The following is a 19433-nucleotide window of genomic DNA, read 5'->3' on the forward strand; positions in this document are numbered from 1 at the left end:
CATTCCCCGAGGAGTAGCCCGCCATGTCCAGTCCCATGTCCCGGATCCTCACCGCCCTGTCCGCCGCCATCTGCCTCTCGGCCGGTCTCGCCGCCGAGCCCGCAGCCGCCGAGCCCCGCCCCAGGACGCTCGGCGAACTGGCCGAGAAGCACCACAAGTACTTCGGCTCCGCCACCGACAATCCCGAGTTCGCCGACGCCGCCTATCTGAAGCTCCTCGGCAGCGAATTCGGGCAGACCACCCCCGGCAACGCCATGAAGTGGTACGCCACCGAACCCGAGCGCGGCGTCTTCGACTTCACCGCCGCCGACAAGGTCGTCGCGTTCGCCAAGGCCCACCACCAGAAGGTCCGAGGCCACACCCTCGTCTGGCACAACCAGCTCCCCGCCTGGCTCACCGAGGGAACCTGGACCGCCGACGAGCTGCGCGCCGTCCTCAAGAACCACATACAGACGGAAGTCCGGCACTTCAAGGGCCAGGTGATCCACTGGGACGTCGTCAACGAAGCCTTCAACGACGACGGCACCTACCGCGAGACGCTCTTCTACAAGACCCTCGGCCCCGGCTACATCGCCGACGCCCTGCGCTGGGCCCACGAGGCCGACCGGCACGCCAAGCTGTACCTCAACGACTACAACATCGACGGGATCGGCCCCAAGAGCAACGCCTATCACACCCTGATCAGGCAGTTGAAGGCCGACGGCGTCCCGGTGGAGGGCCTTGGCATCCAGGGCCACCTGGCGCTCCAGTACGGCTTCCCCGCCGACGCCCAGCAGAACATGCAGCGCTTCGCCGACCTCGGGGTCGACGTCGCGATCACCGAGCTCGACATCCGGATGGCCCTCCCCGCGACCCCTTCGATGCTCGCCACCCAGGCCACCTGGTACGCCGACTACGTCAAAGCCTGCCTGGCGGTCAAGAAATGCGTCGGCGTCACCATCTGGGACTACACGGACAAGTACTCGTGGATCCCCTCCGTCTTCCCCGGCGAGGGCGCAGCGCTGCCCTACGACGAGAACCTGCTGCCCAAGCCCGCCTATCACTCGATCAAGGAGGTGCTGGGCGGATGATAAGAACGGCGATCGTCGGAACGGGTGGGATCGCGCGCATCTGCCACGTTCCCGCCCTCCGCGCGCAGGCGCACCGGGCCCGGATCGTGGCAGCGGTCGACGTGGACGCCGCGCGCGCCGAGGCGTTCGCGGCCGAACACGGCATTCCCGCGGTCTACACCGACCTGCACACGATGCTCGAGGAGCGGAGGCCGGACCTCGTGCACCTGTGCACGCCTCCGTTCCTGCACGCCGACCAGGCCGTGGCCTGCCTGGAATCGCAGGCGTGGGTGTGGTGCGAGAAGCCGGTGGCGCTGTCGCTGGCCGAGCTCGACCGGATCCGCGGCGCCGAAGGGCCCGCCCTTGCGGGCGGGGTGTTCCAGCACAGGTACGGCTCGGGGGCCCGGTACCTGCGCGACCGGATCACGGCCGGGACGCTGGGCCGTCCGCTGGTCGCGCAGTGCGTCACGGCGTGGTACCGCGACGAGGCCTACTACGACGTGCCCTGGCGCGGCACCTGGGGGAGCGAGGGCGGTGGCCCGACACTGGGCCACGGCATCCACCAGATGGACCTGATGCTCGCCGTACTCGGCGAATGGGCCGAGGTACGCGCGATGGCCGGCCGCCTCGCGCGCGACGTCCAGACCGAGGACGTGTCCGCAGCCCTGGTCCGGTTCGACAACGGAGCCATCGCGACGGTCGTCAACAGCGTCCTCTCCCCGCGCGAGGAGAGCTACCTGCGGTTCGATCTCACCGACGCCACGGTCGAGCTGCGGCATCTGTACGGCTACTCCAACGCGGACTGGAGGTTCACCACCACGTCGTCGGGCCTGAAGTGGGAGCCGCCGGACGACCTGCCCAGTTCTCACACCGCCCAGCTCGCGGCCTTCCTGGACGGCTACGACGCGGGGATCCGGCCCGACCTCGGCAGGAACACCATGGAACTGGTCACCGCCCTGTACAAGGCCGCGATCACCGGCCTGCCGGTCCGGCGCGGGGAGATCGACGCGGCCGACCCGTTCTACGGTTCGCTCCACGGAGGGCGCCCGGAGGTGTTCCGATGACGTTCGAACTCCTCGAGAACGAGGACGCGCTGACCGTCCGAGCTCGCGACGTCGACCTCTTCCAGTACGTGCACCGGCCGGTCACGGACCCCTTCGAGGCGCCGAAGCCCTACCTGCATCCGGTGCGCACGCTCGCCGGCGACGTGGTCACCGGGTACCGGCCGCACGACCACCGCTGGCACAAGGGCATCCAGATCACCGCATCGTGGGTGTCGGGGCAGAACTTCTGGGGCGGCGGCACCTACCTGCGCGGCCAGGGCTACGTGGACCTGCCGAACCTCGGCACGATGCGCAGCCTCACCGTGTCCGCCGGAACGGCCCGTGGCCGCGCCGTGATCACCGAAGACCTGGCCTGGCACACGATGGCGGGGGAGCACTGGATCGACGAGCGCCGCACGCTGACCGCACACGACGTCGGGGCCGACTCCTGGACCCTGGACATCACCACCGCACTCACCAACGTCCGCGACACCGGCCTGATGTTCGGCAGCCCCGGCACGCAGGGCAGAGAGCTCGCCGGATACTCCGGCCTGTTCTGGCGCGGCCCGCGCGACTTCACCGGTGGCGAGGTGATCGGCCCCGCGATGGGCGAACAGGGCGACTGGCTGGCCTTCACCGGCACGCACGACGAGGTCGACCGTTCCTCCACGCTCCTGTTCCTGGACGATCCGGACGCCCCCTGCCACTGGTTCGTCCGCAGTGAGCCCATCCCCGCCGTCAACCCGTCCCTGGCTTTCGACAAAGAACTGCCGCTGGCCCCGGGCGACACCCTGTCACGCCGCTACCGGATCGTCGTGGCCGACGGCGCATGGACCCCCCGGCGCCTGTCCCGCCATATCGCGGAACACCCGTGGTGACCCCGCTCCCCGGCGGCGTGGGGATCTCCGGATTGACCGTGTACGACTGGGAGGCCGCCGACGGGCTGTGCGGCGGCACGCCCCACATGCACCTCGTCTGCTCGGAGGCCTACGTCGTCATCGGCGGCGCGGGCAGCGTCCAGACCCTCACCACTTCCGGCTTCGCCGACACCCCGCTGCTCCCCGGCGACGTCGTCTGGTTCACCCCCGGCACGATCCACCGCCTCGTCAACGACGGCGGCCTGCGCCTTGTGGTGCTCATGCAGAACAGCGGACTCCCCGAGGCGGGGGACGCCGTCTTCACCTTCCCTGCTCCTGTGCTGGCCGATCCCCACGCATACCGGAAGGCTGCCGCCCTGACCGGAGACCATTCCGCGGCGGCGCGCCGCCGCCGCGACCTGGCACTCGAGGGATTCCTGGCCCTGCGCACAGGCGGGCTGCAGGAGTTCCACACCGCGGCCCACCGCCTGAAGAGCGAGCTCCTGGACGCCTGGTGGATCCGCTGGCGTGACGGCCCCCTGGCCGCAGCCCTCACGACCGGCCGTCAGCTGGAACGGCTGAAGGCCGGAGACCTCGCTCACCTCGGCCACGGCGAAGTGTCCCGACTGGAGCGCCCGGAGCACCAGCGCTTCGGCATGTGCGGCCGCCTTCACGCCTATCCCCTCCCCGACCCCCAGACGAGGCCGCTCCGCGGTTCGTCCGGGTCACCTCACCCCCGCCCCCACCTCCCGAAGGAGCTCTTCTGATGTGGTCCCGCCAGCCATCCCCGGTGCACCTGAGACGACGCCTGCTCGCCCTCCTCGCGCCCTTGCTGTTCCTGGCCGCCTTCCTCGGTGTGCAGCCCGCCGGCGCGGCGACGACCGTCGACCCGAACGCCTCGTACGTGCTGGTCAACCGCAACAGCGGTAAGGCCCTGGACGTCTACAACCTGGCGACCAACGACGGCGCCCGCATCACGCAGTGGACCAGGAACGATCAGAACCAGCAGCAGTGGCAGTTCGTCGACTCCGGCGGCGGTTACTACCGCATCAAGTCCCGTCACTCCGGCAAGGTGCTGGACGTCCAGAACGGGTCCACCGCGAACGGCGCCTCGATCGTCCAGTGGGCCGACGTGAACGGCACCAACCAGCAGTGGCGGCTGGCCGACAGCTCGGACGGCTACTTGAGGTTGATCGCGCGCCACAGCAACAAGGCCCTCGAGGTGCAAGGCGGCTCCACCGCCGACAACGCGAACGTCGTCCAGTACGACGACTGGGGCGGCAACAACCAGCAGTGGCAGCTCGTCCGGGTAGGCGGGGGCAACCCCGGCACGTGCAGCCTTCCGTCGGCGTACCGCTGGACGTCAACGGGCCCGTTGGCGCAGCCCAAGCCGGGGTGGGCCTCGCTCAAGGACTTCACCGTGGCCCCGTACAACGGCCGGCAACTCGTCTACGCGACGACGCACGACACGGGGAAGGCGTGGGGTTCGATGAACTTCGGCCTGTTCACCAACTGGTCGGAGATGGCCTCGGCCAGCCAGAACGCGATGTCGACCTCCACCGTCGCACCCACGCTCTTCTACTTCGCGCCGAAGAACATCTGGGTGCTCACCTACCAGTGGGGCGGCGGCGCCCCCTTCTCCTACCGGACGTCGAGCGACCCCACCAACCCGAACGGCTGGTCGTCACAGCAGGTGCTGTTCTCGGGGAGCATTGCCGGCTCCGGAACAGGCCCCATCGACCAGACCCTCATCGGTGACGGCACGAACATGTACCTGTTCTTCGCCGGTGACAACGGCAAGATCTACCGCGCCAGCATGCCGATCGGGAACTTCCCGGGCAGTTTCGGCTCGACCTACACAACGATCATGAGCGACACGACGAACAACCTGTTCGAAGCCCCGCAGGTCTACAAGCTCCAGGGCCAGAACCGCTACCTCATGATCGTCGAGGCGGTCGGCTCGCAGGGCCGCTACTTCCGCTCGTTCACGGCCACCAGTCTGGACGGCGCATGGACGCCGCAGGCCGCGAGCGAGAGCAACCCCTTCGCCGGCAAGGCCAACAGCGGCGCCGGCTGGACCAACGACATCAGCCATGGCGAACTGATCCGCACCAGCGCCGACCAGACCTTCACCGTCGATCCCTGCAACCTGCAGTTCCTCTACCAGGGACGCGACCCCAACGTCGGTGGTGACTACGGCCTGTGGCCCTACCGGCCGGGTCTGCTGACGCTGCAGCGCTGACGGCGTGACGCGGGTCCGGCTCCGGAGCGGAGCCGGCGTGGCGGGCTCGGCGAGAGGCCGAGCCCGCCCGGGTCACGAGGTTCATCGGAGTTCTGGGAGACATTGGGCAGCCCGCCGTACCGGGCCAGGCCGAAGACGGCCACGAGACCCCACACCTCATGAGTCAGGGGCCGACACGGTCGTCCGCCACGTCGTGGAAGGCGATAGCCGCAGCATGCGCCAGTGCCGATAAAGCAAATTCCGTCGGTGGCTCATGAAAGCCAGGGCTGGTGTCGTTATATGCCAGAAAACAGCCAGGTCACGAGTTCGTTGAATGGGTCTCCGTGCGCCTGCGAAGCAAGCGTGCGAGGGTCCGTCGCGGAGCGTAGGGGTGGCCGGGCGCCCGTGTTGGTCGCGGACCTCACTCGTACGGGTATCCGTACCGGACGGCTGGTGACCTGCCGCTTTTGACCGCGTTCGTTGTCGTAGGCGGAACGCCTCAGTGGGTCGTGGAGGGTTTGGTAGGCGTCGATGACTTCGGCGAGTTCCGCATCGGCTGACGGCCCACTAGGGCGGGCGTCAGGGTGCAGGGCACGGATCAGGGTGCGATAGGCGCTGGTGATCTGCTCCGGTGACGCCTCCGCCCGGAGACCGAGGACGGCGTAATGGTCCCGCGACGGGCGCGAGCGGCTCATTCCTCTCACCTCCGGAATGTCCGGAGCGGCCCTCTTTCGTATCCGTCTTAAAACGTGCGGGCGATGTTGTCAAGCCAATCGACAGGGGTATATCGATTGAGGAGGACGAGTGGTCCGAAAGGAGGCGAGGGGCATGATCACCGAGATGGCATTGGAGCGGGTGGAATTCACGTGCGGCCGGTGCTGGCATGACTGGAGTATCGACTACGACGTGCAGCAGTACAGCGATGAGGACGGCGCCTGGGAGTACTTCTCACGCGACGGCATTCCCGTGCCCTCCCCCTACACTCCTGCCGGTGCCTCACCATGTCCCGCGTGCGGCCGACACTGGGTGGGCCGCCTCCTTGCGCGCAGGCTCATCCCCGCGGCACCGGGTGCTGTCGGCACGCCGCGCGAGAAGGTCACCGACGCGGCCCTTCACCGGCCCGAACGGCGCGGCGCGCCGCTGCTCCGCTCCACAGCGCACACACCACCCGAGCAGCCTGGAGTGGGCGTACAGCTTCGCGAGCGAGCCTCTTCGGCTGCGGCCAACTGAGCCTTGCGTCCGCGGCGACACCCACCGGAGGGCGCCTCCCGTCGCATCGGCCACTGTGGGCCGTGGGGGAGCAGGACGCGGGCGGGGAGGTCGGATTCCCCGGCCCCCCGCCGCTTGACGGTGCTGTGTCAGGCCGGTGGTGGCGGCTTGGCGTTGCCGTGTCCTGGCTGGGCTTGGTCGGGGGGCTCGCTCACCGTGACCTGCGCCGGGCGCAAGAGGTGTTGTCCGACGCGGTAGCCGGGCTGGAGCACCGTGGTGCAGGTCGGCTGGTCGACCTCGTCGGACCGCTGATAGGAGATCGCTTCGTGCTGGGCGGGGTCGAAGACTTCTCCCGGGGCCCCGACTTCCTGCAGGCCGAGGGTGGCGAGCTGGGTTTCCAGCGCGTGGGCGACCGCCCCGAAGCCCGGGTCGAGTTCACCGTGCTCGCGTGCCCGGTCAATGGCGTCGAGGACCGGAAGCAGCCCTCCCAGGACGTTGGCGACCGCGATTTCCCGTATCGCGAGGCGGTCTCTCCGCACCCGCTTGCGATAGTTGTCGTACTCGGCCTTCAGTCGCTGCAGATCGGCGGTGCGCTCCGCGAGCTGCGTCTCCCATGCCTCGGGCGGGCTGCCCGCGGCCGGAGGGCCGGGAGTGCCCGGCTCTCCGGCGCGTGGCTGCGCCTCCTGTTGCGCAGGAGTGGTGTCGGGCGCCCTCAGCTGGAGGGTGACGGGGTCGATGCGTCGCTTGTCGCGGATGACGACGGGCGGCTGCCTGCGCGGCCCGTCGAATGACTTCGGCCGGCTCATCCCGTGTCTCCCTTCGCCTTCTCCTCGTCGACGATCTCTGCGTCGACGACTTCCTCGTCCTCTCCTGACGGCTCGCCGCCGGATGCCGCTCCGCCGCCGCCCGCAGCCCCTTGGACGTCGGCGTAGAGAGCGGTGCCGATCTTCTGGGCGGCCGCGCTCGCGCGCTGCGTCGCGTTGCGGATGGCCGTGGTGTCTCCGCCCTCGAGCGTTTCCTTCAGCTCGGCCACGGCGGTCTCGGTCTCGGTCTTGACCTCGGCCGGGACCTTGCCGTCGTTCTCGCGCAGCAGCTTCTCGGTCTGGTAGACGAGCTGTTCGGCGCTGTTGCGGGTCTCGGCAGCCTCCTTGCGGCGGCGGTCTTCCTCGGCGTGCTGTTCGGCTTCTCGGACCATGCGATCGATGTCCTGGCGGGGCAGGGAGGAGCCGCCGGTGACGGTCATCTTCTGCTCCTTGCCCGTGCCGAGGTCCTTGGCCGTGACGTGCATGATGCCGTTCGCGTCGATGTCGAAGGAGACCTCGATCTGCGGGACGCTGCGCGGGGCCGGCGGCAGGCCGGTCAGCTCGAACATGCCGAGCTTCTTGTTGTACGCCGCGATCTCGCGCTCACCCTGGTAGACCTGGATCTGCACGGACGGCTGGTTGTCCTCGGCCGTCGTAAAGATCTCGGACCGCTTGGTCGGGATCGTGGTGTTGCGCTCGATCAGCTTGGTCATGATGCCGCCCTTGGTCTCGATGCCGAGGGACAGCGGGGTCACGTCGAGGAGCAGGACGTCCTTGACCTCACCCTTGAGGACACCGGCCTGGAGGGTGGCGCCGATGGCGACGACCTCGTCCGGGTTGACGCCCTTGTGCGGATCCTTGCCGGTCAGTTCCCTGACCAGCTCCGTCACCGCGGGCATGCGCGTCGAGCCGCCGACGAGGATGACATGGTCGATGTCCGAGACCTTGATCTTCGCGTCCTTGACCGCGTTGTGGAACGGCGCCTTGCAGCGCTCCAGCAGGTCGGCGGTCAGCTGCTGGAACTGCGAGCGCGTGAGCTTCTCGTCCAGGTGAAGCGGGCCCTCGGCGGAAGCCGTGATGTAGGGCAGGTTGATCGTCGTCTCGGTAGCGGCGGACAGCTCGATCTTCGCCTTCTCCGCCGCCTCGCGCAGACGCTGGAGCGCCATCTTGTCCTTCGACAGGTCGACGCCGTAGGCGTTGTGGAACTGCTTCACCAGGTGATCGACGATCTTCTGGTCCCAGTCGTCGCCGCCGAGGTGGGTGTCGCCGTTGGTTGACTTGACCTCCACCAGTCCCTCGCCGATCTCCAGAAGCGACACGTCGAAGGTGCCGCCGCCCAAGTCGAAGACAAGGATCGTCTGGTCGTTCTCCTTGTCCAGTCCGTAGGCCAGCGCCGCGGACGTCGGCTCGTTGATGATCCGCAGCACCTTCAGCCCCGCGATCTCACCGGCCTCCTTCGTCGCGGTGCGCTGCGAGTCGTTGAAGTACGCCGGAACGGTGATCACGGCGTCCGTGACGTCCTCACCGAGGTACGCCTCCGCGTCTCGCTTCAGCTTCTGCAGCACCCGCGCCGAAATCTCCTGCGCCGTGTACCGCTTGCCGTCGATGTCGCCGCTGGCGGGGAACCGCCAGTCGCTCTCGCCGATGTGGCGCTTGACCGACCGGGCGGTGCGGTCGACGTTCGTCACCGCCTGCCGCTTGGCGATCTCCCCGACCAGGACCTCCCCGCCCTTGCCGAAGGCCACCACGGAAGGGGTGGTCCTGTTTCCTTCGGTATTGGTGATGACCGTGGGCTCGCCGCCCTCCAGGACCGCGACGACGGAGTTGGTCGTGCCCAGGTCGATCCCGACTGCGCGTGCCATCATCCGTTCCTCTCAAATCAACGAGCTCAGAATCAATGAATCTTTCGGCTGTTCACTTCGCGGGGCGGGCCGAGCAGGGCCGCCGCTGTACCGGTCTGGTGCAGGAGGCGTTGTACCAGGGGCGACGTGACGCTCACCAGGCGCAGAACGGTGCCCTGGTCTGCCGCCCGGCGGCGGGCGTCCAGCAGGACGCCGAGGCCGTAGCAGTCGCAGAATTCGACTCCACTGAAGTCGACCTCCACTACACGGCAACCGTCGGAGAACGCCTCCTCCAGGGTCACCCGAAGCTGCGGCGCGCTCAGGATGTCAATCTCGCCCGAGACGGCGACCTTGAGGTGTCCGTCGGCGCGCGCTGCGATCGCGGCTGCGGGAGGCGGTCCTTGGGGCATGACCGCAACCTCGCTTTCGTCCCTGGCTGACTCGGTAGCCGCGGACGGAGTACGGAGGGTACTCCGGGGGGTGGTCGGCGCGCCCTCCGCATTTCCTGCCGCGCGCCCGTCAGGCGTTGATCTCCTTGCGCGAGCCGTCTGCGGCCCTGACCTGGATCTTCCGAGGCTTCTCCTCCTCGGCGACGGGGATGCTCAGCCGCAGTACGCCGGCCTCGTAGGAGGCCTCGATGTGGTCGGCGTCCAGCGTCTCGCCGAGGAACAGCTGGCGGGTGAAGGTCCCGGAGGGGCGCTCCGCGATCAGCACGTCGCTGTTCTCTGCGGAGGCGGTGGTTCGCCGCTCCGCCTTGATGGTGAGGACGTTCTGTTCGACATCCAGGTCGATGGACTCGGGGTCGACACCGGGCAGGTCGAGCTCGACGACGAAGGCATCACCCTCGCGGAAGGCGTCCATGGACATGGCCGCTGGCCGGGCCGCGGTGCCCAGAACCTGCTGTGTCAGCCGGTCCAGTTCCCGGAAAGGATCGGTCCGCATGAGCATCATCGTTCACTCCTCTCCGCACTCGTCACAGATGCACATGGCGATACCACCTATATAGCGCGCAGTAAGAAAATTGACAAGACTCGACTCAAGGGCAGGGAGGTGCGATCACGTCGAACCATCGCGGACCCGCCTCTGCTCGGGCGCCCACGTCAGAGCAGCTCGGCGCCCACGCCAGAGCAGGTCGACGTACCCGATTCGGTGGGTCCGCCATTGTTCGTGGAAGTCCGCGCGCCAAAGGGCCGGCCCCTGCCCGTCGCTATCGCTTGCGAAGGGGTACGGCCGACGGCTCGCCGGGCACCGTCCAGGACGCCACGTGGGAGGCCGTGAGCGCGCGGGTCCGGGCTGCCAGGAGTGCCAGGTCGTCGCCTGGGACGTCCGGCAGTAGCGACTTGACGACTGCCCGGGGCACAGGGAAGGCGGCGGCCTCGAAGGCCACGCCTCCCACGCCCAGCGGTGGGCCCGTATCCACAGCAACGAAGTCGGCCGTGCCGTGCGGCAACACGATGACCGGCGGCGGGTGGCCGGCGCTGGACCACCTGGCGGGCGGCTCGAGTGGATGCCAGTCTCCGGCGCAATGCTCGTACCGTTGCACGGCTGTGGCCCCTGGCTGACAACCCGCTGCGCTGGTCGCCCGCCGGGGGGAAGGTAGAGGTAGGGGAGCGAAACGGGGATCCCTGGCACGGCGGGGATACGGACGTGGGACGCAGGACACCACGCCAGGAGGAGTCGTGGAGTGGTTCGCGGACGGTGATTACTGGCTGAGCAGACTCGTGTTCCAGCGAGGTCTGGCCGTGCTCTATTTCATCGCCTTCCTGAGCACCGCCAATCAATTCCGGGCGCTCATCGGTGAGCGCGGTTTGCTGCCGGTCCCTCGTTTCGTCGCGTCCGTTCCCTTCCGGAGGTCGCCCAGCATCTTCCAGCTCCACTACTCCGACCGCTTCTTCGCGCTCACCGCCTGGACGGGCACGGTGCTCTCCGTGGCCCTCGCCGTGGGCGCGGCCGACCGGGTACCGCTGTGGGCGTCGATGCTGATGTGGGCAGTGCCGTGGGTTCTCTACCTCTCCGTCGTCAACGTCGGTCAGACGTGGTTCGGCTTCATGTGGGAGTCGCTGCTGCTCGAAGCGGGCTTCCTGGCGATCTTCCTCGGGAACGAGGATGTACCGCCCCCGGTCCTGGTGCTGTTCCTCCTGCGCTGGCTCCTGTTCCGACTGGAGTTCGGCGCCGGACTGATCAAGCTGCGTCACGACCCGTGCTGGCGCGACCTGACCTGCCTGTACTACCACCACGAGACCCAGCCGATGCCCGGCCCCTTGACCTGGTACTTCCACCGCCTGCCGCGGCCGCTGCACCGGGTCGAGGTCGCGGCCAGCCACGTGGCGCAGCTCGTCGCTCCGGTGATGCTGTTCGCGCCACAGCCGATCGCGAGCGTGGTCGCCGGCTTCATCGTCGTCACACAGCTCTGGCTCGTGGCGTCGGGAAACTTCGCGTGGCTCAACTGGCTGACCATCCTGCTCGCCGTGACCGCGATCGACGGCGTACGGGCCGCAGACGTGCTGGGCCTGCCCCAACCGCCCTCCTTTGCCGCCCCGCCGACCTGGTACGAGATCACGGTGCTCGCCGTCGCCGGGCTCATGGTGCTGCTCAGCTACTGGCCGGTGCGCAACCTGCTCTCCCGCCACCAGGTGATGAACTACTCCTTCAACCCCTTCCACCTGATGAACACCTACGGAGCCTTCGGCACCATCGGGCGCACGCGCTACGAGGTGGTGCTCGAAGGCACCGACGAACCGGAGATCACCGACGACACGGTGTGGCGGGCATACGGATTCAAGGGCAAACCCGGTGACGTACGCCGAATGCCCCCACAGGTGGCCCCCTACCACCTGCGGCTCGACTGGATGATGTGGTTCGCGGCCATCTCACCCGCTTACGCCGGGCCCTGGTTCACGGCCTTCCTCGTCAAGCTGCTCGACAACGACCCCACCGTCCTCAAGCTGCTGCGCCACAATCCCTTCCCGTCCTCCCCGCCCACATTCCTGCGCGCCCGTCTCTACCGCTACCGCTTCACCGACCGCCACGAACTGCGGCAGACCCACGCCTGGTGGCACCGCACCTTGGTGGGGGAATACGTCCCTCCCGTCGCCAAGGCGGACTGAAGCCTCCTCCCGCCCCTGGCTGCCGGACGGGCGCGTCGCCATCAACGGCTCCACGGGACAGGGCGAGCCGAAAGCCGCAAGCCCCGGGCGGGAAAAGAGGAGGGAGCGAGGGGTTTGCGCGGCCGCTGTCCGGTGAGCGAGCCGTCAGCTTTCCGACGGTACTGTGCCGTGATGTGATGAGCGGTGGGTCTCTTGCGATGGGTATTGCGAGCTGATGCACCCGCCGTGTCTGGCGCGGCCGGCCGACGCCATGGGACTGGACGAACCCTGCGCACCGAGCCTGACCGTGCGCCGCGGGTGACTCCCGGGGTCCGTGCGGCGGCGCGCTACGGCCGCATCCGCCGAGGGGCTCGCCGCGCAGCCCCTATCGTGGAATGCATGCGGCTCCTGCTGACCTCGGACACCCACCTCCCCACCCGCGCCAGGTCACTCCCGGAAGCCCTACTGGCGGCCGTCGACGAGGCCGACACCGTCATCCACGCCGGGGACTGGGTCGACGAGGCCACGCTCGACCTGTTGGAGTCCAGGTCTCGCCGGCTGATCGGCGTGTACGGCAACAATGACGGCCCGGGACTGTGTCGCAGACTCCCCGAGGTCGCCTACGCCGAGCTGGAAGGAGTGCGCTTCGGGGTCGTGCACGAAACGGGAGCGTCCGCCGGACGGGAGCGGCGCTGCGCCGCACGGTTCCCAGGGGTGGACGTCCTGGTGTTCGGCCACAGCCACATCCCATGGGACACCACTGCGGAGAGACTGCGCCTGCTCAACCCGGGCTCGCCCACGGACCGCAGGCGCCAGCCCTTCTGCTCGTTCATGACGCTGACCGTTGCGGACGGGAGGGTGTACGACGTGACGCTCCACCCCCTGCCCCCGCGGCACTGACCTCGCCCACAGGGAGGGCGTCGTACGCCGGCGGCAGCGGGCCGGTGGCCGGCTGCACCACGAACCGGGCTCCCCGCCCGCAGCGCTCCGCGAGGACGTGCCGACGAGGGAGCGGCCGAAGAGGATGTCGCCGCCGGTGTAAGGAGCCACCACGCCGCACGGTCTACAAGGGGCGGGGCCCGTTGCTTCGCCACCTGCGTTTGGGGGAGTCCCAGTCCGACCGGGACGGGGAGCCGGACGATGGCGGGCCGGTCGCCGCCCGGTCTTGGTACTCGGCCCTGCCGCGGGGAGGGGGCAGAGCCGAGTACGGGTCACGCCAGGTGGGCGCAGGCGACGGTGAGGCTGCTTGTCGCGGTGGCGCGGGAGGCTTCACGGACGCTGGCGGACCACCACACGGTTCCGTCTACGACCTCGGGGCGCGAGCTCATCACCGACGCCGTGTGGAAGCCGTGCCGCCTCCCCCGGGGAGTCCCCCCGCTGGGGCAGCCCAGTGTCCGGGCCGTACCCTAGGCCAGCTCGGCCGGCGGAAGTTCAAGGAGCTCGTAGCCGGCGGGCGGGATCGCACAGACCGCCGTTGCTTCACGGCCAACCGTGGTCGCAGTGCGAGATTGGGCGCTCGCCCACCAGACCGATGCTCCGCCCTGGTCGGCCGGGCGATGCACTGCGGAGCGCCGGGGTGATGCCGGCGGCCACTGCTCCCCCCAGGGCTACCTCGCCGACACCGTGCTCCCCGTACGGGCGGGCGCCATCGGATCCTTCGCGGAGGTGGACCTCGAGGGTGGGGCCCTACCGCCCTACCGCCCTACCGCACGGCCACCGTGGCGGCTCGGCTTTGGTGGGGGAGGGGCAGTTCGAACCATGTCGTCTTGCCGGTGAGGGTGCGGTGGCTACCCCAGTTGTGGGCGAGGGCGTCGACGAGTTCGATGCCGCGTCCGTTTTCGGCGTCGGCGGGGGCGGTCCGGCGGGTCGGGCCGTTCGGGTCGGCGTCCTCCACTTCGCACCGCAGGAGGCCGCCGTGCACGTGCACGCGGACGCCGATGGGACCGCGGGTGTGTCGCAGCGCATTGGTGATGAGCTCGCTGGCCACGAGCTGAGTCGTGTCGACCAGCTCCTCGAGGCCCCACGCGGTCAGCTGGGCTGTCAGGCGGCGCCGCGTACAGCCGACCGATTCCGGGGCGCGCACAACGGGCCAGGACGTGTTCCGGGTGACGGCGCGGTCGAGCCTCGCGCTGGGCGGGTTCAGGACACGCCCCCACATGGCCATCTGCCGCGCGGCCCATGCCGGGCGGGTGAGGTTCTGGTACGGCGCGCCGTGAACCGCGTGCGAGCGCAGGCATCCGCGCCTCGGAGTCCGGGTCTTCTGAGGTCCGCTGCGCCGTGCCTCTGCGTGGTCGGGCTGCCGGCCGGCCATGCGTGATCATTCCTTCCGGGTTGGGTCAGCTGGTGGCGCGCCGTGTGGCGACTCCCAGCCGATACGTGTAGCACTTGCTACATTCAAATATACATGTAGCGCCCATTACAGTAAATACCTCGCATATCGGGCATCGGGGTTGCGGAGTGACATGGCGCGTACGGCTGACCAGGCGAAACGAGACCACCTGCTGAGGCAGGTCCGCGCCTACGTGGTCGAAAACGGACTGGCGGACCTCTCCCTGCGCCCGCTTGCCAAGGCGCTCGGGACCAGCGACCGCATGCTCTTGTACTACTTCGGCAGCAAGGAGCAGCTGGTGGCCCAGGCACTGGACCGTGACGAGGGGCGCCCGCTGCTGGTCCTGCGCCGGGCCCTCGACGTCGCGGGCGCACCGACGGACCCGGCAGGCATGCGGGCGATGCTGGAGGAAGTCTGGCGCCAGTTCACCACGCCGCCCGAACGGCGGGACATCCTGCCGGTCACCTTCGAGGTCATGACCGCGAGCGTGCTCAACCCCGACCGGTACGGCCCGGTGATGCGCAGCCTCCTCACCGAATGGAGACACGTTCTGGTCTGCGCGTTCACGGGCCTGGGCATGCCTGATGACAGGGCAGATGCCGAGGCCGCGCTCCTGGTCGACTCCCTACTGGGGCTGCTGCATGCACCCCTTGCCGACGGCGACTGGGACCGCGCCACAACAACTTTCGAAACCCTCCTCGACCGCCTCGAACCCGGCTGGCACCCCCTCGACTAACGGGCTGTGCGCGGTGGTCCGGAACGGGGCGGGCGGGCTGGCTGTCAGGGGGGTGACGACGGGGAAGACCCGCTCCCGGCTGGTGGTCAGGAAGAGCGGGCGGCGCAGCAGGCTGGGATCGCCCTCATGATCGGCCGAGGACAGATCTTCCTGGGTGAGAGCGCTCAGGAGCTGCGGCCCGGTGAAAAGCAGAGTGAGTCCGGCCGGGGTGCGTGGCTCGGTGTCGAGGGGCTGGGAGCGATGGGTGAGCGCGCCACATGGCGTTCACACCCTGCTCACCCGGCCATTCCAGGATGAGGAGTGTCACGTCCTCGATGCCACCATCCTGATCGATCTTTGGCCGGCGGCCCTGGATTCCTGTCGATGAGCACCGCAGCCTCCGGGGTGGGTGCCCCGTCTGGGGTGCGGGGGCCCGGCGAATCTGCGGCTGCGCGGGCCCTGGCCCGGTAGACCGTCGTACGTGACGCGCGCTCAACTGACTGACGAGGTGTGGGAGTTCATTGAGCCGCACCTGCCGATCGGCGAGTACGGCCCGTATTACCCCAAGACCCTGCGGCAGCAGTTCGAGGGCATGATCTGGCGGTTCCGGACCGGCGTGCAGCGGCGGGAGATGTCGAGCGAGTTCGGTGCCTGGTCAACCGTCTCCAATCGCTCCCGCCAGTGGCGTGACGCCGAAGAGTTCCAAGCCCTGTTGGAGGACCTGATCGCGGAGGCGGCGAAGCGGCGCGAGGTGGACCTGTACCGGGTCGGCATCGACTCCACCACCACACGCGCCCACCACGACGCCGCCGGGATGCACCTGGGCAAGGAGGTCCTCACCGCCCTGGAGAAGACCGCCGCCGAAGAGGAGAAGGCCCGCCAGAGGGGGCAGGCCCGAAGAGCAAAGCAGACACGAGGCCGAAGCGGCCCCCGAGCGGGAGGAACGACGACGGGTCCGCCGCCGGCGGAAGCTCCGCCTGAACACTGCCGGCTGCAATTGGACCGCAGCCACACCCTCGATGGCTTCATAGCCGGCACCGGCCACTCATCGCTGGTCGGCCGGCCAGACCAGCGTCGGCCACTGCTGACGGTCCCACCGGCTCGGCTCCCGGCCCTGGTCCCCAGCTGGCGCCGGGGGCCGGGGCCGGGGCGTGCCGCTACCGGTCCGTGGACGAGGTCTCCGCAATCTGGAGGGCCTGGGCGGCGATGGTAATCGCCTCCTGGTCGTGACCGGCCGACTTCGCCGCCCTGGCCTGGCCGAGGGAGACGCGAAGCAGTTCGGTGGTGTGTTCCGGCAGGGAGCGGGACGCCATGGCGTCTTCCAGTTTCCGGATGGTGTCCGCGGCCAGGTCGTCGGCCATGCGCGGCCTCCTCTGTCGTTAGTGCTGGGGGCTGAGGCCTTTCCGACGGTGCCACGCGGCACCGCACCGGACAAGGCGACGGGCCGGTCGGGTGGCGCCCGTCCGTGGGGGGACGCCCCTGGAGCGAGCCCGCCCGGTCAGGGACGAGTGACGCGGCCGTGGTCGGCGGGGCGAGCGGCGGGCAGCCAGCCCCGAAACGACCGGATCAGGCACGGCGCAAGCGGCGGCTGAACGTCTATGCCGAGTACGGCCACGCGGTCAGGGCATTGGCGCAACGTTACCTGCGCATCAGCTGTCTTCCGTGACGCGCGGCCGGTCCGTGCGCCGCCACCCGGGTAACGAGACAGCGTTCCGTTGTCCGGGGACGAGAGGGTGGCCGCAAGGTCCTGAGGTGTGCGAAGAGTCATGTGAGCGGTTCGGCTACATCGCCAACCGCCGTATGGCCGTCTCCCGCTGGTTTCTGGCGGGGAGACGGCCATACGGTGGGGCAGTTCGGTGTCCGCCCGGGTCGTGGTAGCCGCCGGCTTCCGGCCCGCGATGCGACCGTCATCCCCGCGAAGGTACCGGCCGCCTCCCCTGTCGTGAGTGGCAAAAGGGGAGGCGGGATACGCCGGTCCTGTTCCTCGACGGGCTCCACCTGGTCCTTGTCGACGATGCGGAGGACTGCCTGTCCGAGTGTTCAGTGCTCATAGCGGAGCCCTGAGGGTGATGGGCAGCACCCGGTCGGGGCGGTGGTCATCGGGCCGCGAACTGGGGGGTGTGGGTGATCGAAGGGTTGCCCCGCTCCGCATGTGGCACGTGGTGGGCTGGGCAGTTGCGCGGAGGGCGTGTTCGTGGTGAGGGGCGGGGTGTTACGGCCAGCCCTGCTTCACCTTGGCGGGGGCGGTGTTCCAGCTCTTGGGTATGAAGGTGATGATGTAGGTTCCGCGGTCGAAGTCCGTGTAGCCGCTGGACCAGCTGCGGAACTTGCTCTCGTATACCTGCATGGGCCCCATGGCGCCGCCGGGCGAGTGGTAGTGGTTGGCGTGGGTCCATATGGTGTTGTCGGGGTTTGCTTCTTTCTGGTCCCCGAACCAGCCGTAGTCGAAGTTGACGTAGCTCTCGCCGGGCTTGGCGGGGCTACGCGAGGTGTTCCTGTCCTTCGACATGTCGACCAGGCCTGTGTTCTGGGCGGGGCGGAAGGCGTCCGGGTCGCCGTACTTCCTCTTGTCGGAGGGGTTCCTGGGGTCCTGTCCGCTCCAGAAGTGCTTCGAGTAGATGACCGCCTTCATCTTGGACGGGTCGTAGTTGCCCCCGTTCCTGTCCTTGAAGGCCGGTGTGTTCCTCAGGGCTGTGTAAAAGTTCGAACGGATATCTTCTTTGGACAGAGCGTCGTTGTTTTTCGTGAGCTCTGCCTTGAGGTAGCTGAGATAGGCCCCCTCGTCGTGGGTGTTCTCCAGGGCCTTGTTCATGACGGATGCCACATCACGAGCCCGGTTGAACCCCTTTGTCTCGTCGAAGCTCTGCTTGGCGATGCGCCCTTCGAACTCGGCCCGCGTCTCGCCCGGCCGTGGGCCGGTGGTCTCCAGAGCCTTCTTGTACTTGTCCTCGTCAAAGGACGCGAAGGCCAGCTTGTTCGTCGGGTAGGGGCCTGAATTGACCCAGGTGACGCCGACGCACCCGTAGGACAGCTGCTCTCGCTGCTCTTCGGTCATCTGCTGAGGTTTGCCGTCGCGGTGGCTGTAGGCCTGCTGCCACTTGCGTATGTAGTTGCTGATGCCGGTAGTGGCCCTGTCTCCGTGGGCCCGGTACGCGTCAGGCATGCTGTCGAGCGGCTCGGCGGGAGGGGTCACCCTGTCGCCAGCCGATGCGGAGGCACTGAGGGACTCGGCGGCACTCGGCAGTGACCCTTCCGATGACTTGCCGGGCTGACCCAGATTCAGAGCCTTCTCGTTCAGTGCGTTGATGTGCCCGATGTCATCCATTGTCAGGCCGTGCTTTTCGGCGTAGGACCCCTTATCGCCGTCGGCGCTGCCGGCTGCCTGGCTGACCGATGGCGTGAGACCAGCGGTGCACAGCACTACGCCCACCGTGGTGAGGGCGAGAAATCCCGAGCGTTTGTACATGAAGATCAAGAACTCCTTTGATGGTGGAATGCAGGGCATGCGAGAGAGCGGCACGGTGGAGGAGAACGCGGCGAGCTGCGATCAGGTCATGGCCGTGCGCCGTCGGCAGTTGACGGGCGGATGGCCATGTCTTGTTCGGCCGACCGGGGATTGTCGTGGTCAGAGCTGGCTCTGACCACCCCGTTCGGGCCGGGTCGGCGGCATCAGGTGATGACGACGCGTGTCGGACCGCGTGGTCTGCGTCGGCGCAGTAGCGGAGTCCGGCGTACGGGGCGCCATACATGAAGCCGTGCTGCCAGGCGGACCCACTCGGCGTGAACGGCCGCGCCTACGCGGATGTTGTAGTGCGGGAGAAGCTGAGAACCGACTGTGCGGGGGCCGAGAACGAAAAGCCCCCGGAGTTCCTCTGAGTGGCTTTGCAGGGGAGTTTCAGAAACGTCCCTTGTTCAGGAACCGGAACCATGCACGGTGGCCCCGGGTTGCAGGTACCGGAAGGCGGCCCGCAGGCCGTCCAGCCCCATCCCGTGGAAGGGGGTTTGCCATCACATCTCGGCTCCCTGGTGGGTAGTCGGGTTGTACGAGAAGCGATCATGGCCCGGTGCCAACTCCCCGACAACACCGCGGCTTCAAAATCGGCCACGCTGTCTCATAGGGCGGTATTCGGTCATCAAGGCGGGCGAGTCCGGCATTGGGACATGTAGCGGCAGCGTTCTCCTGCCCGTGGCGTACGGTCCGCGGCGAGACCGGTAGCAATGACCTCGGGAGTCCTGAGGGGTGGTGCACGACGGCGCTGTCAGCCGGGCCGGAGCGTTTC

General features: G+C 68.4%; 20 protein-coding genes. 11 read left to right on the forward strand and 9 right to left on the reverse strand.

The window, feature by feature from the left end; translation table 11 throughout:
* Positions 1-23 precede the first annotated feature (23 nt).
* From AB5J51_RS38755 to AB5J51_RS38775, 5 genes are read left to right on the forward strand one after another with little or no spacing between them, the layout of a single operon-like run.
* Positions 24-1070 carry an endo-1,4-beta-xylanase gene (locus tag AB5J51_RS38755; protein WP_369779951.1) on the forward strand — a complete coding sequence of 349 codons (1047 nt, stop codon included), beginning with the start codon at positions 24-26 and terminating at the stop codon, positions 1068-1070.
* Positions 1067-2113, forward strand: a complete 1047-nt coding sequence (locus AB5J51_RS38760; RefSeq protein WP_369779952.1) for a Gfo/Idh/MocA family protein — start codon at positions 1067-1069, stop codon at positions 2111-2113. The genes AB5J51_RS38755 and AB5J51_RS38760 overlap by 4 nt, the downstream gene beginning before the upstream one ends.
* The gene (locus AB5J51_RS38765) at positions 2110-2970 is read left to right on the forward strand and encodes a PmoA family protein (protein ID WP_136224193.1); all 861 of its coding nucleotides are present in this window, start codon (positions 2110-2112) and stop codon (positions 2968-2970) included. The genes AB5J51_RS38760 and AB5J51_RS38765 overlap by 4 nt, the downstream gene beginning before the upstream one ends.
* Positions 2967-3716 (forward strand): cupin domain-containing protein, encoded by a 750-nt coding sequence (locus AB5J51_RS38770; RefSeq protein ID WP_369780393.1) that lies wholly within the window; start codon positions 2967-2969, stop codon positions 3714-3716. Before AB5J51_RS38765 ends, AB5J51_RS38770 begins: the two co-directional genes overlap by 4 nt.
* Entirely contained in the window at positions 3716-5191 is a 1476-nt protein-coding gene (locus AB5J51_RS38775) for a non-reducing end alpha-L-arabinofuranosidase family hydrolase (RefSeq protein WP_369779953.1), read from the forward strand. Before AB5J51_RS38770 ends, AB5J51_RS38775 begins: the two co-directional genes overlap by 1 nt.
* 275 nt (positions 5192-5466) lie before the next feature.
* On the opposite strand, the gene AB5J51_RS38780 is transcribed toward AB5J51_RS38775, so the two are convergent.
* Entirely contained in the window at positions 5467-5865 is a 399-nt protein-coding gene (locus tag AB5J51_RS38780) for a J domain-containing protein (RefSeq protein ID WP_136224195.1), read from the reverse strand.
* A gap of 133 nt (positions 5866-5998) precedes the next feature.
* Here AB5J51_RS38780 and AB5J51_RS38785 point away from each other — a divergent pair, with 133 nt between their 5' ends.
* Entirely contained in the window at positions 5999-6400 is a 402-nt protein-coding gene (locus AB5J51_RS38785) for a hypothetical protein (protein WP_136224196.1), read from the forward strand.
* A gap of 128 nt (positions 6401-6528) precedes the next feature.
* Here AB5J51_RS38785 and grpE read toward each other — a convergent pair whose 3' ends face one another.
* From grpE to AB5J51_RS38810, 5 genes are all read right to left on the reverse strand, one after another.
* The gene (gene grpE / locus AB5J51_RS38790; RefSeq protein ID WP_369779954.1) at positions 6529-7185 is read right to left on the reverse strand and encodes a nucleotide exchange factor GrpE; all 657 of its coding nucleotides are present in this window, start codon (positions 7183-7185) and stop codon (positions 6529-6531) included.
* The gene (dnaK, locus tag AB5J51_RS38795; RefSeq protein ID WP_369779955.1) at positions 7182-9044 is read right to left on the reverse strand and encodes a molecular chaperone DnaK; all 1863 of its coding nucleotides are present in this window, start codon (positions 9042-9044) and stop codon (positions 7182-7184) included. Before dnaK ends, grpE begins: the two co-directional genes overlap by 4 nt.
* Before the next feature lie 32 nt (positions 9045-9076).
* A complete protein-coding gene (locus tag AB5J51_RS38800; RefSeq protein WP_369779956.1) occupies positions 9077-9433 on the reverse strand; it encodes an STAS domain-containing protein in 357 nt (118 codons plus the stop codon).
* 109 nt (positions 9434-9542) lie between these two features.
* On the reverse strand, positions 9543-9974 hold the full coding sequence (locus tag AB5J51_RS38805) for an Hsp20/alpha crystallin family protein (protein WP_369779957.1): 432 nt from the start codon (positions 9972-9974) through the stop codon (positions 9543-9545).
* 256 nt (positions 9975-10230) lie between these two features.
* A complete protein-coding gene (locus tag AB5J51_RS38810) occupies positions 10231-10689 on the reverse strand; it encodes a SpoIIE family protein phosphatase (RefSeq protein ID WP_369779958.1) in 459 nt (152 codons plus the stop codon).
* Positions 10690-10702: 13 nt separating this feature from the next.
* On the opposite strand from AB5J51_RS38810, the gene AB5J51_RS38815 reads away from it, so the two are divergent.
* The gene (locus AB5J51_RS38815) at positions 10703-12130 is read left to right on the forward strand and encodes a lipase maturation factor family protein (protein WP_369779959.1); all 1428 of its coding nucleotides are present in this window, start codon (positions 10703-10705) and stop codon (positions 12128-12130) included.
* A gap of 378 nt (positions 12131-12508) precedes the next feature.
* Positions 12509-13009 carry a metallophosphoesterase gene (locus AB5J51_RS38820; RefSeq protein WP_369779960.1) on the forward strand — a complete coding sequence of 167 codons (501 nt, stop codon included), beginning with the start codon at positions 12509-12511 and terminating at the stop codon, positions 13007-13009.
* Between the two features lie 802 nt (positions 13010-13811).
* On the opposite strand, the gene AB5J51_RS38825 is transcribed toward AB5J51_RS38820, so the two are convergent.
* On the reverse strand, positions 13812-14420 hold the full coding sequence (locus tag AB5J51_RS38825) for an ATP-binding protein (RefSeq protein ID WP_369779961.1): 609 nt from the start codon (positions 14418-14420) through the stop codon (positions 13812-13814).
* Positions 14421-14571: 151 nt separating this feature from the next.
* Here AB5J51_RS38825 and AB5J51_RS38830 point away from each other — a divergent pair, with 151 nt between their 5' ends.
* Both AB5J51_RS38830 and AB5J51_RS38835 read left to right on the forward strand, forming a co-directional pair.
* A complete protein-coding gene (locus AB5J51_RS38830; protein ID WP_136224202.1) occupies positions 14572-15174 on the forward strand; it encodes a TetR/AcrR family transcriptional regulator in 603 nt (200 codons plus the stop codon).
* Positions 15175-15661: 487 nt separating this feature from the next.
* The gene (locus AB5J51_RS38835) at positions 15662-16366 is read left to right on the forward strand and encodes a transposase (RefSeq protein ID WP_369780394.1); all 705 of its coding nucleotides are present in this window, start codon (positions 15662-15664) and stop codon (positions 16364-16366) included.
* Here the strand turns inward: AB5J51_RS38835 and AB5J51_RS38840 are convergent.
* Both AB5J51_RS38840 and AB5J51_RS38845 read right to left on the reverse strand, forming a co-directional pair.
* Positions 16311-16514 (reverse strand): hypothetical protein, encoded by a 204-nt coding sequence (locus AB5J51_RS38840; RefSeq protein ID WP_369779962.1) that lies wholly within the window; start codon positions 16512-16514, stop codon positions 16311-16313. The two genes, AB5J51_RS38835 and AB5J51_RS38840, sit on opposite strands and share 56 nt — an antisense overlap.
* Before the next feature lie 851 nt (positions 16515-17365).
* The gene (locus tag AB5J51_RS38845; RefSeq protein ID WP_369780395.1) at positions 17366-18619 is read right to left on the reverse strand and encodes a protein-glutamine gamma-glutamyltransferase; all 1254 of its coding nucleotides are present in this window, start codon (positions 18617-18619) and stop codon (positions 17366-17368) included.
* Between AB5J51_RS38845 and AB5J51_RS38850 the strand changes: the two genes are divergently transcribed.
* The gene (locus AB5J51_RS38850) at positions 18618-18794 is read left to right on the forward strand and encodes a hypothetical protein (protein WP_369779963.1); all 177 of its coding nucleotides are present in this window, start codon (positions 18618-18620) and stop codon (positions 18792-18794) included. The two genes, AB5J51_RS38845 and AB5J51_RS38850, sit on opposite strands and share 2 nt — an antisense overlap.
* Positions 18795-19433 lie beyond the last annotated feature (639 nt).

It is taken from the genome of Streptomyces sp. R33, from assembly GCF_041200175.1.
GTDB classification, from domain to species: domain Bacteria; phylum Actinomycetota; class Actinomycetes; order Streptomycetales; family Streptomycetaceae; genus Streptomyces; species Streptomyces katrae_B.

What these genes read in the sequence shown, in the direction of transcription:
- AB5J51_RS38755 (WP_369779951.1), top strand. Translation starts at nt 24, where the DNA reads ATGTCCAGTCCCATGTCCCGGATCCTCACCGCCCTGTCCGCCGCCATC.
- AB5J51_RS38760 (WP_369779952.1), top strand. Translation starts at nt 1,067, where the DNA reads ATGATAAGAACGGCGATCGTCGGAACGGGTGGGATCGCGCGCATCTGC.
- AB5J51_RS38765 (WP_136224193.1), top strand. Translation starts at nt 2,110, where the DNA reads ATGACGTTCGAACTCCTCGAGAACGAGGACGCGCTGACCGTCCGAGCT.
- AB5J51_RS38775 (WP_369779953.1), top strand. Translation starts at nt 3,716, where the DNA reads ATGTGGTCCCGCCAGCCATCCCCGGTGCACCTGAGACGACGCCTGCTC.
- AB5J51_RS38780 (WP_136224195.1), bottom strand. Translation starts at nt 5,865, where the DNA reads ATGAGCCGCTCGCGCCCGTCGCGGGACCATTACGCCGTCCTCGGTCTC.
- AB5J51_RS38785 (WP_136224196.1), top strand. Translation starts at nt 5,999, where the DNA reads ATGATCACCGAGATGGCATTGGAGCGGGTGGAATTCACGTGCGGCCGG.
- grpE (WP_369779954.1), bottom strand. Translation starts at nt 7,185, where the DNA reads ATGAGCCGGCCGAAGTCATTCGACGGGCCGCGCAGGCAGCCGCCCGTC.
- dnaK (WP_369779955.1), bottom strand. Translation starts at nt 9,044, where the DNA reads ATGGCACGCGCAGTCGGGATCGACCTGGGCACGACCAACTCCGTCGTC.
- AB5J51_RS38800 (WP_369779956.1), bottom strand. Translation starts at nt 9,433, where the DNA reads ATGCCCCAAGGACCGCCTCCCGCAGCCGCGATCGCAGCGCGCGCCGAC.
- AB5J51_RS38805 (WP_369779957.1), bottom strand. Translation starts at nt 9,974, where the DNA reads ATGATGCTCATGCGGACCGATCCTTTCCGGGAACTGGACCGGCTGACA.
- AB5J51_RS38820 (WP_369779960.1), top strand. Translation starts at nt 12,509, where the DNA reads ATGCGGCTCCTGCTGACCTCGGACACCCACCTCCCCACCCGCGCCAGG.
- AB5J51_RS38825 (WP_369779961.1), bottom strand. Translation starts at nt 14,420, where the DNA reads ATGGCCGGCCGGCAGCCCGACCACGCAGAGGCACGGCGCAGCGGACCT.
- AB5J51_RS38830 (WP_136224202.1), top strand. Translation starts at nt 14,572, where the DNA reads ATGGCGCGTACGGCTGACCAGGCGAAACGAGACCACCTGCTGAGGCAG.
- AB5J51_RS38840 (WP_369779962.1), bottom strand. Translation starts at nt 16,514, where the DNA reads ATGGCCGACGACCTGGCCGCGGACACCATCCGGAAACTGGAAGACGCC.
- AB5J51_RS38850 (WP_369779963.1), top strand. Translation starts at nt 18,618, where the DNA reads ATGAAGATCAAGAACTCCTTTGATGGTGGAATGCAGGGCATGCGAGAG.
- AB5J51_RS38845 (WP_369780395.1), bottom strand. Translation starts at nt 18,619, where the DNA reads ATGTACAAACGCTCGGGATTTCTCGCCCTCACCACGGTGGGCGTAGTG.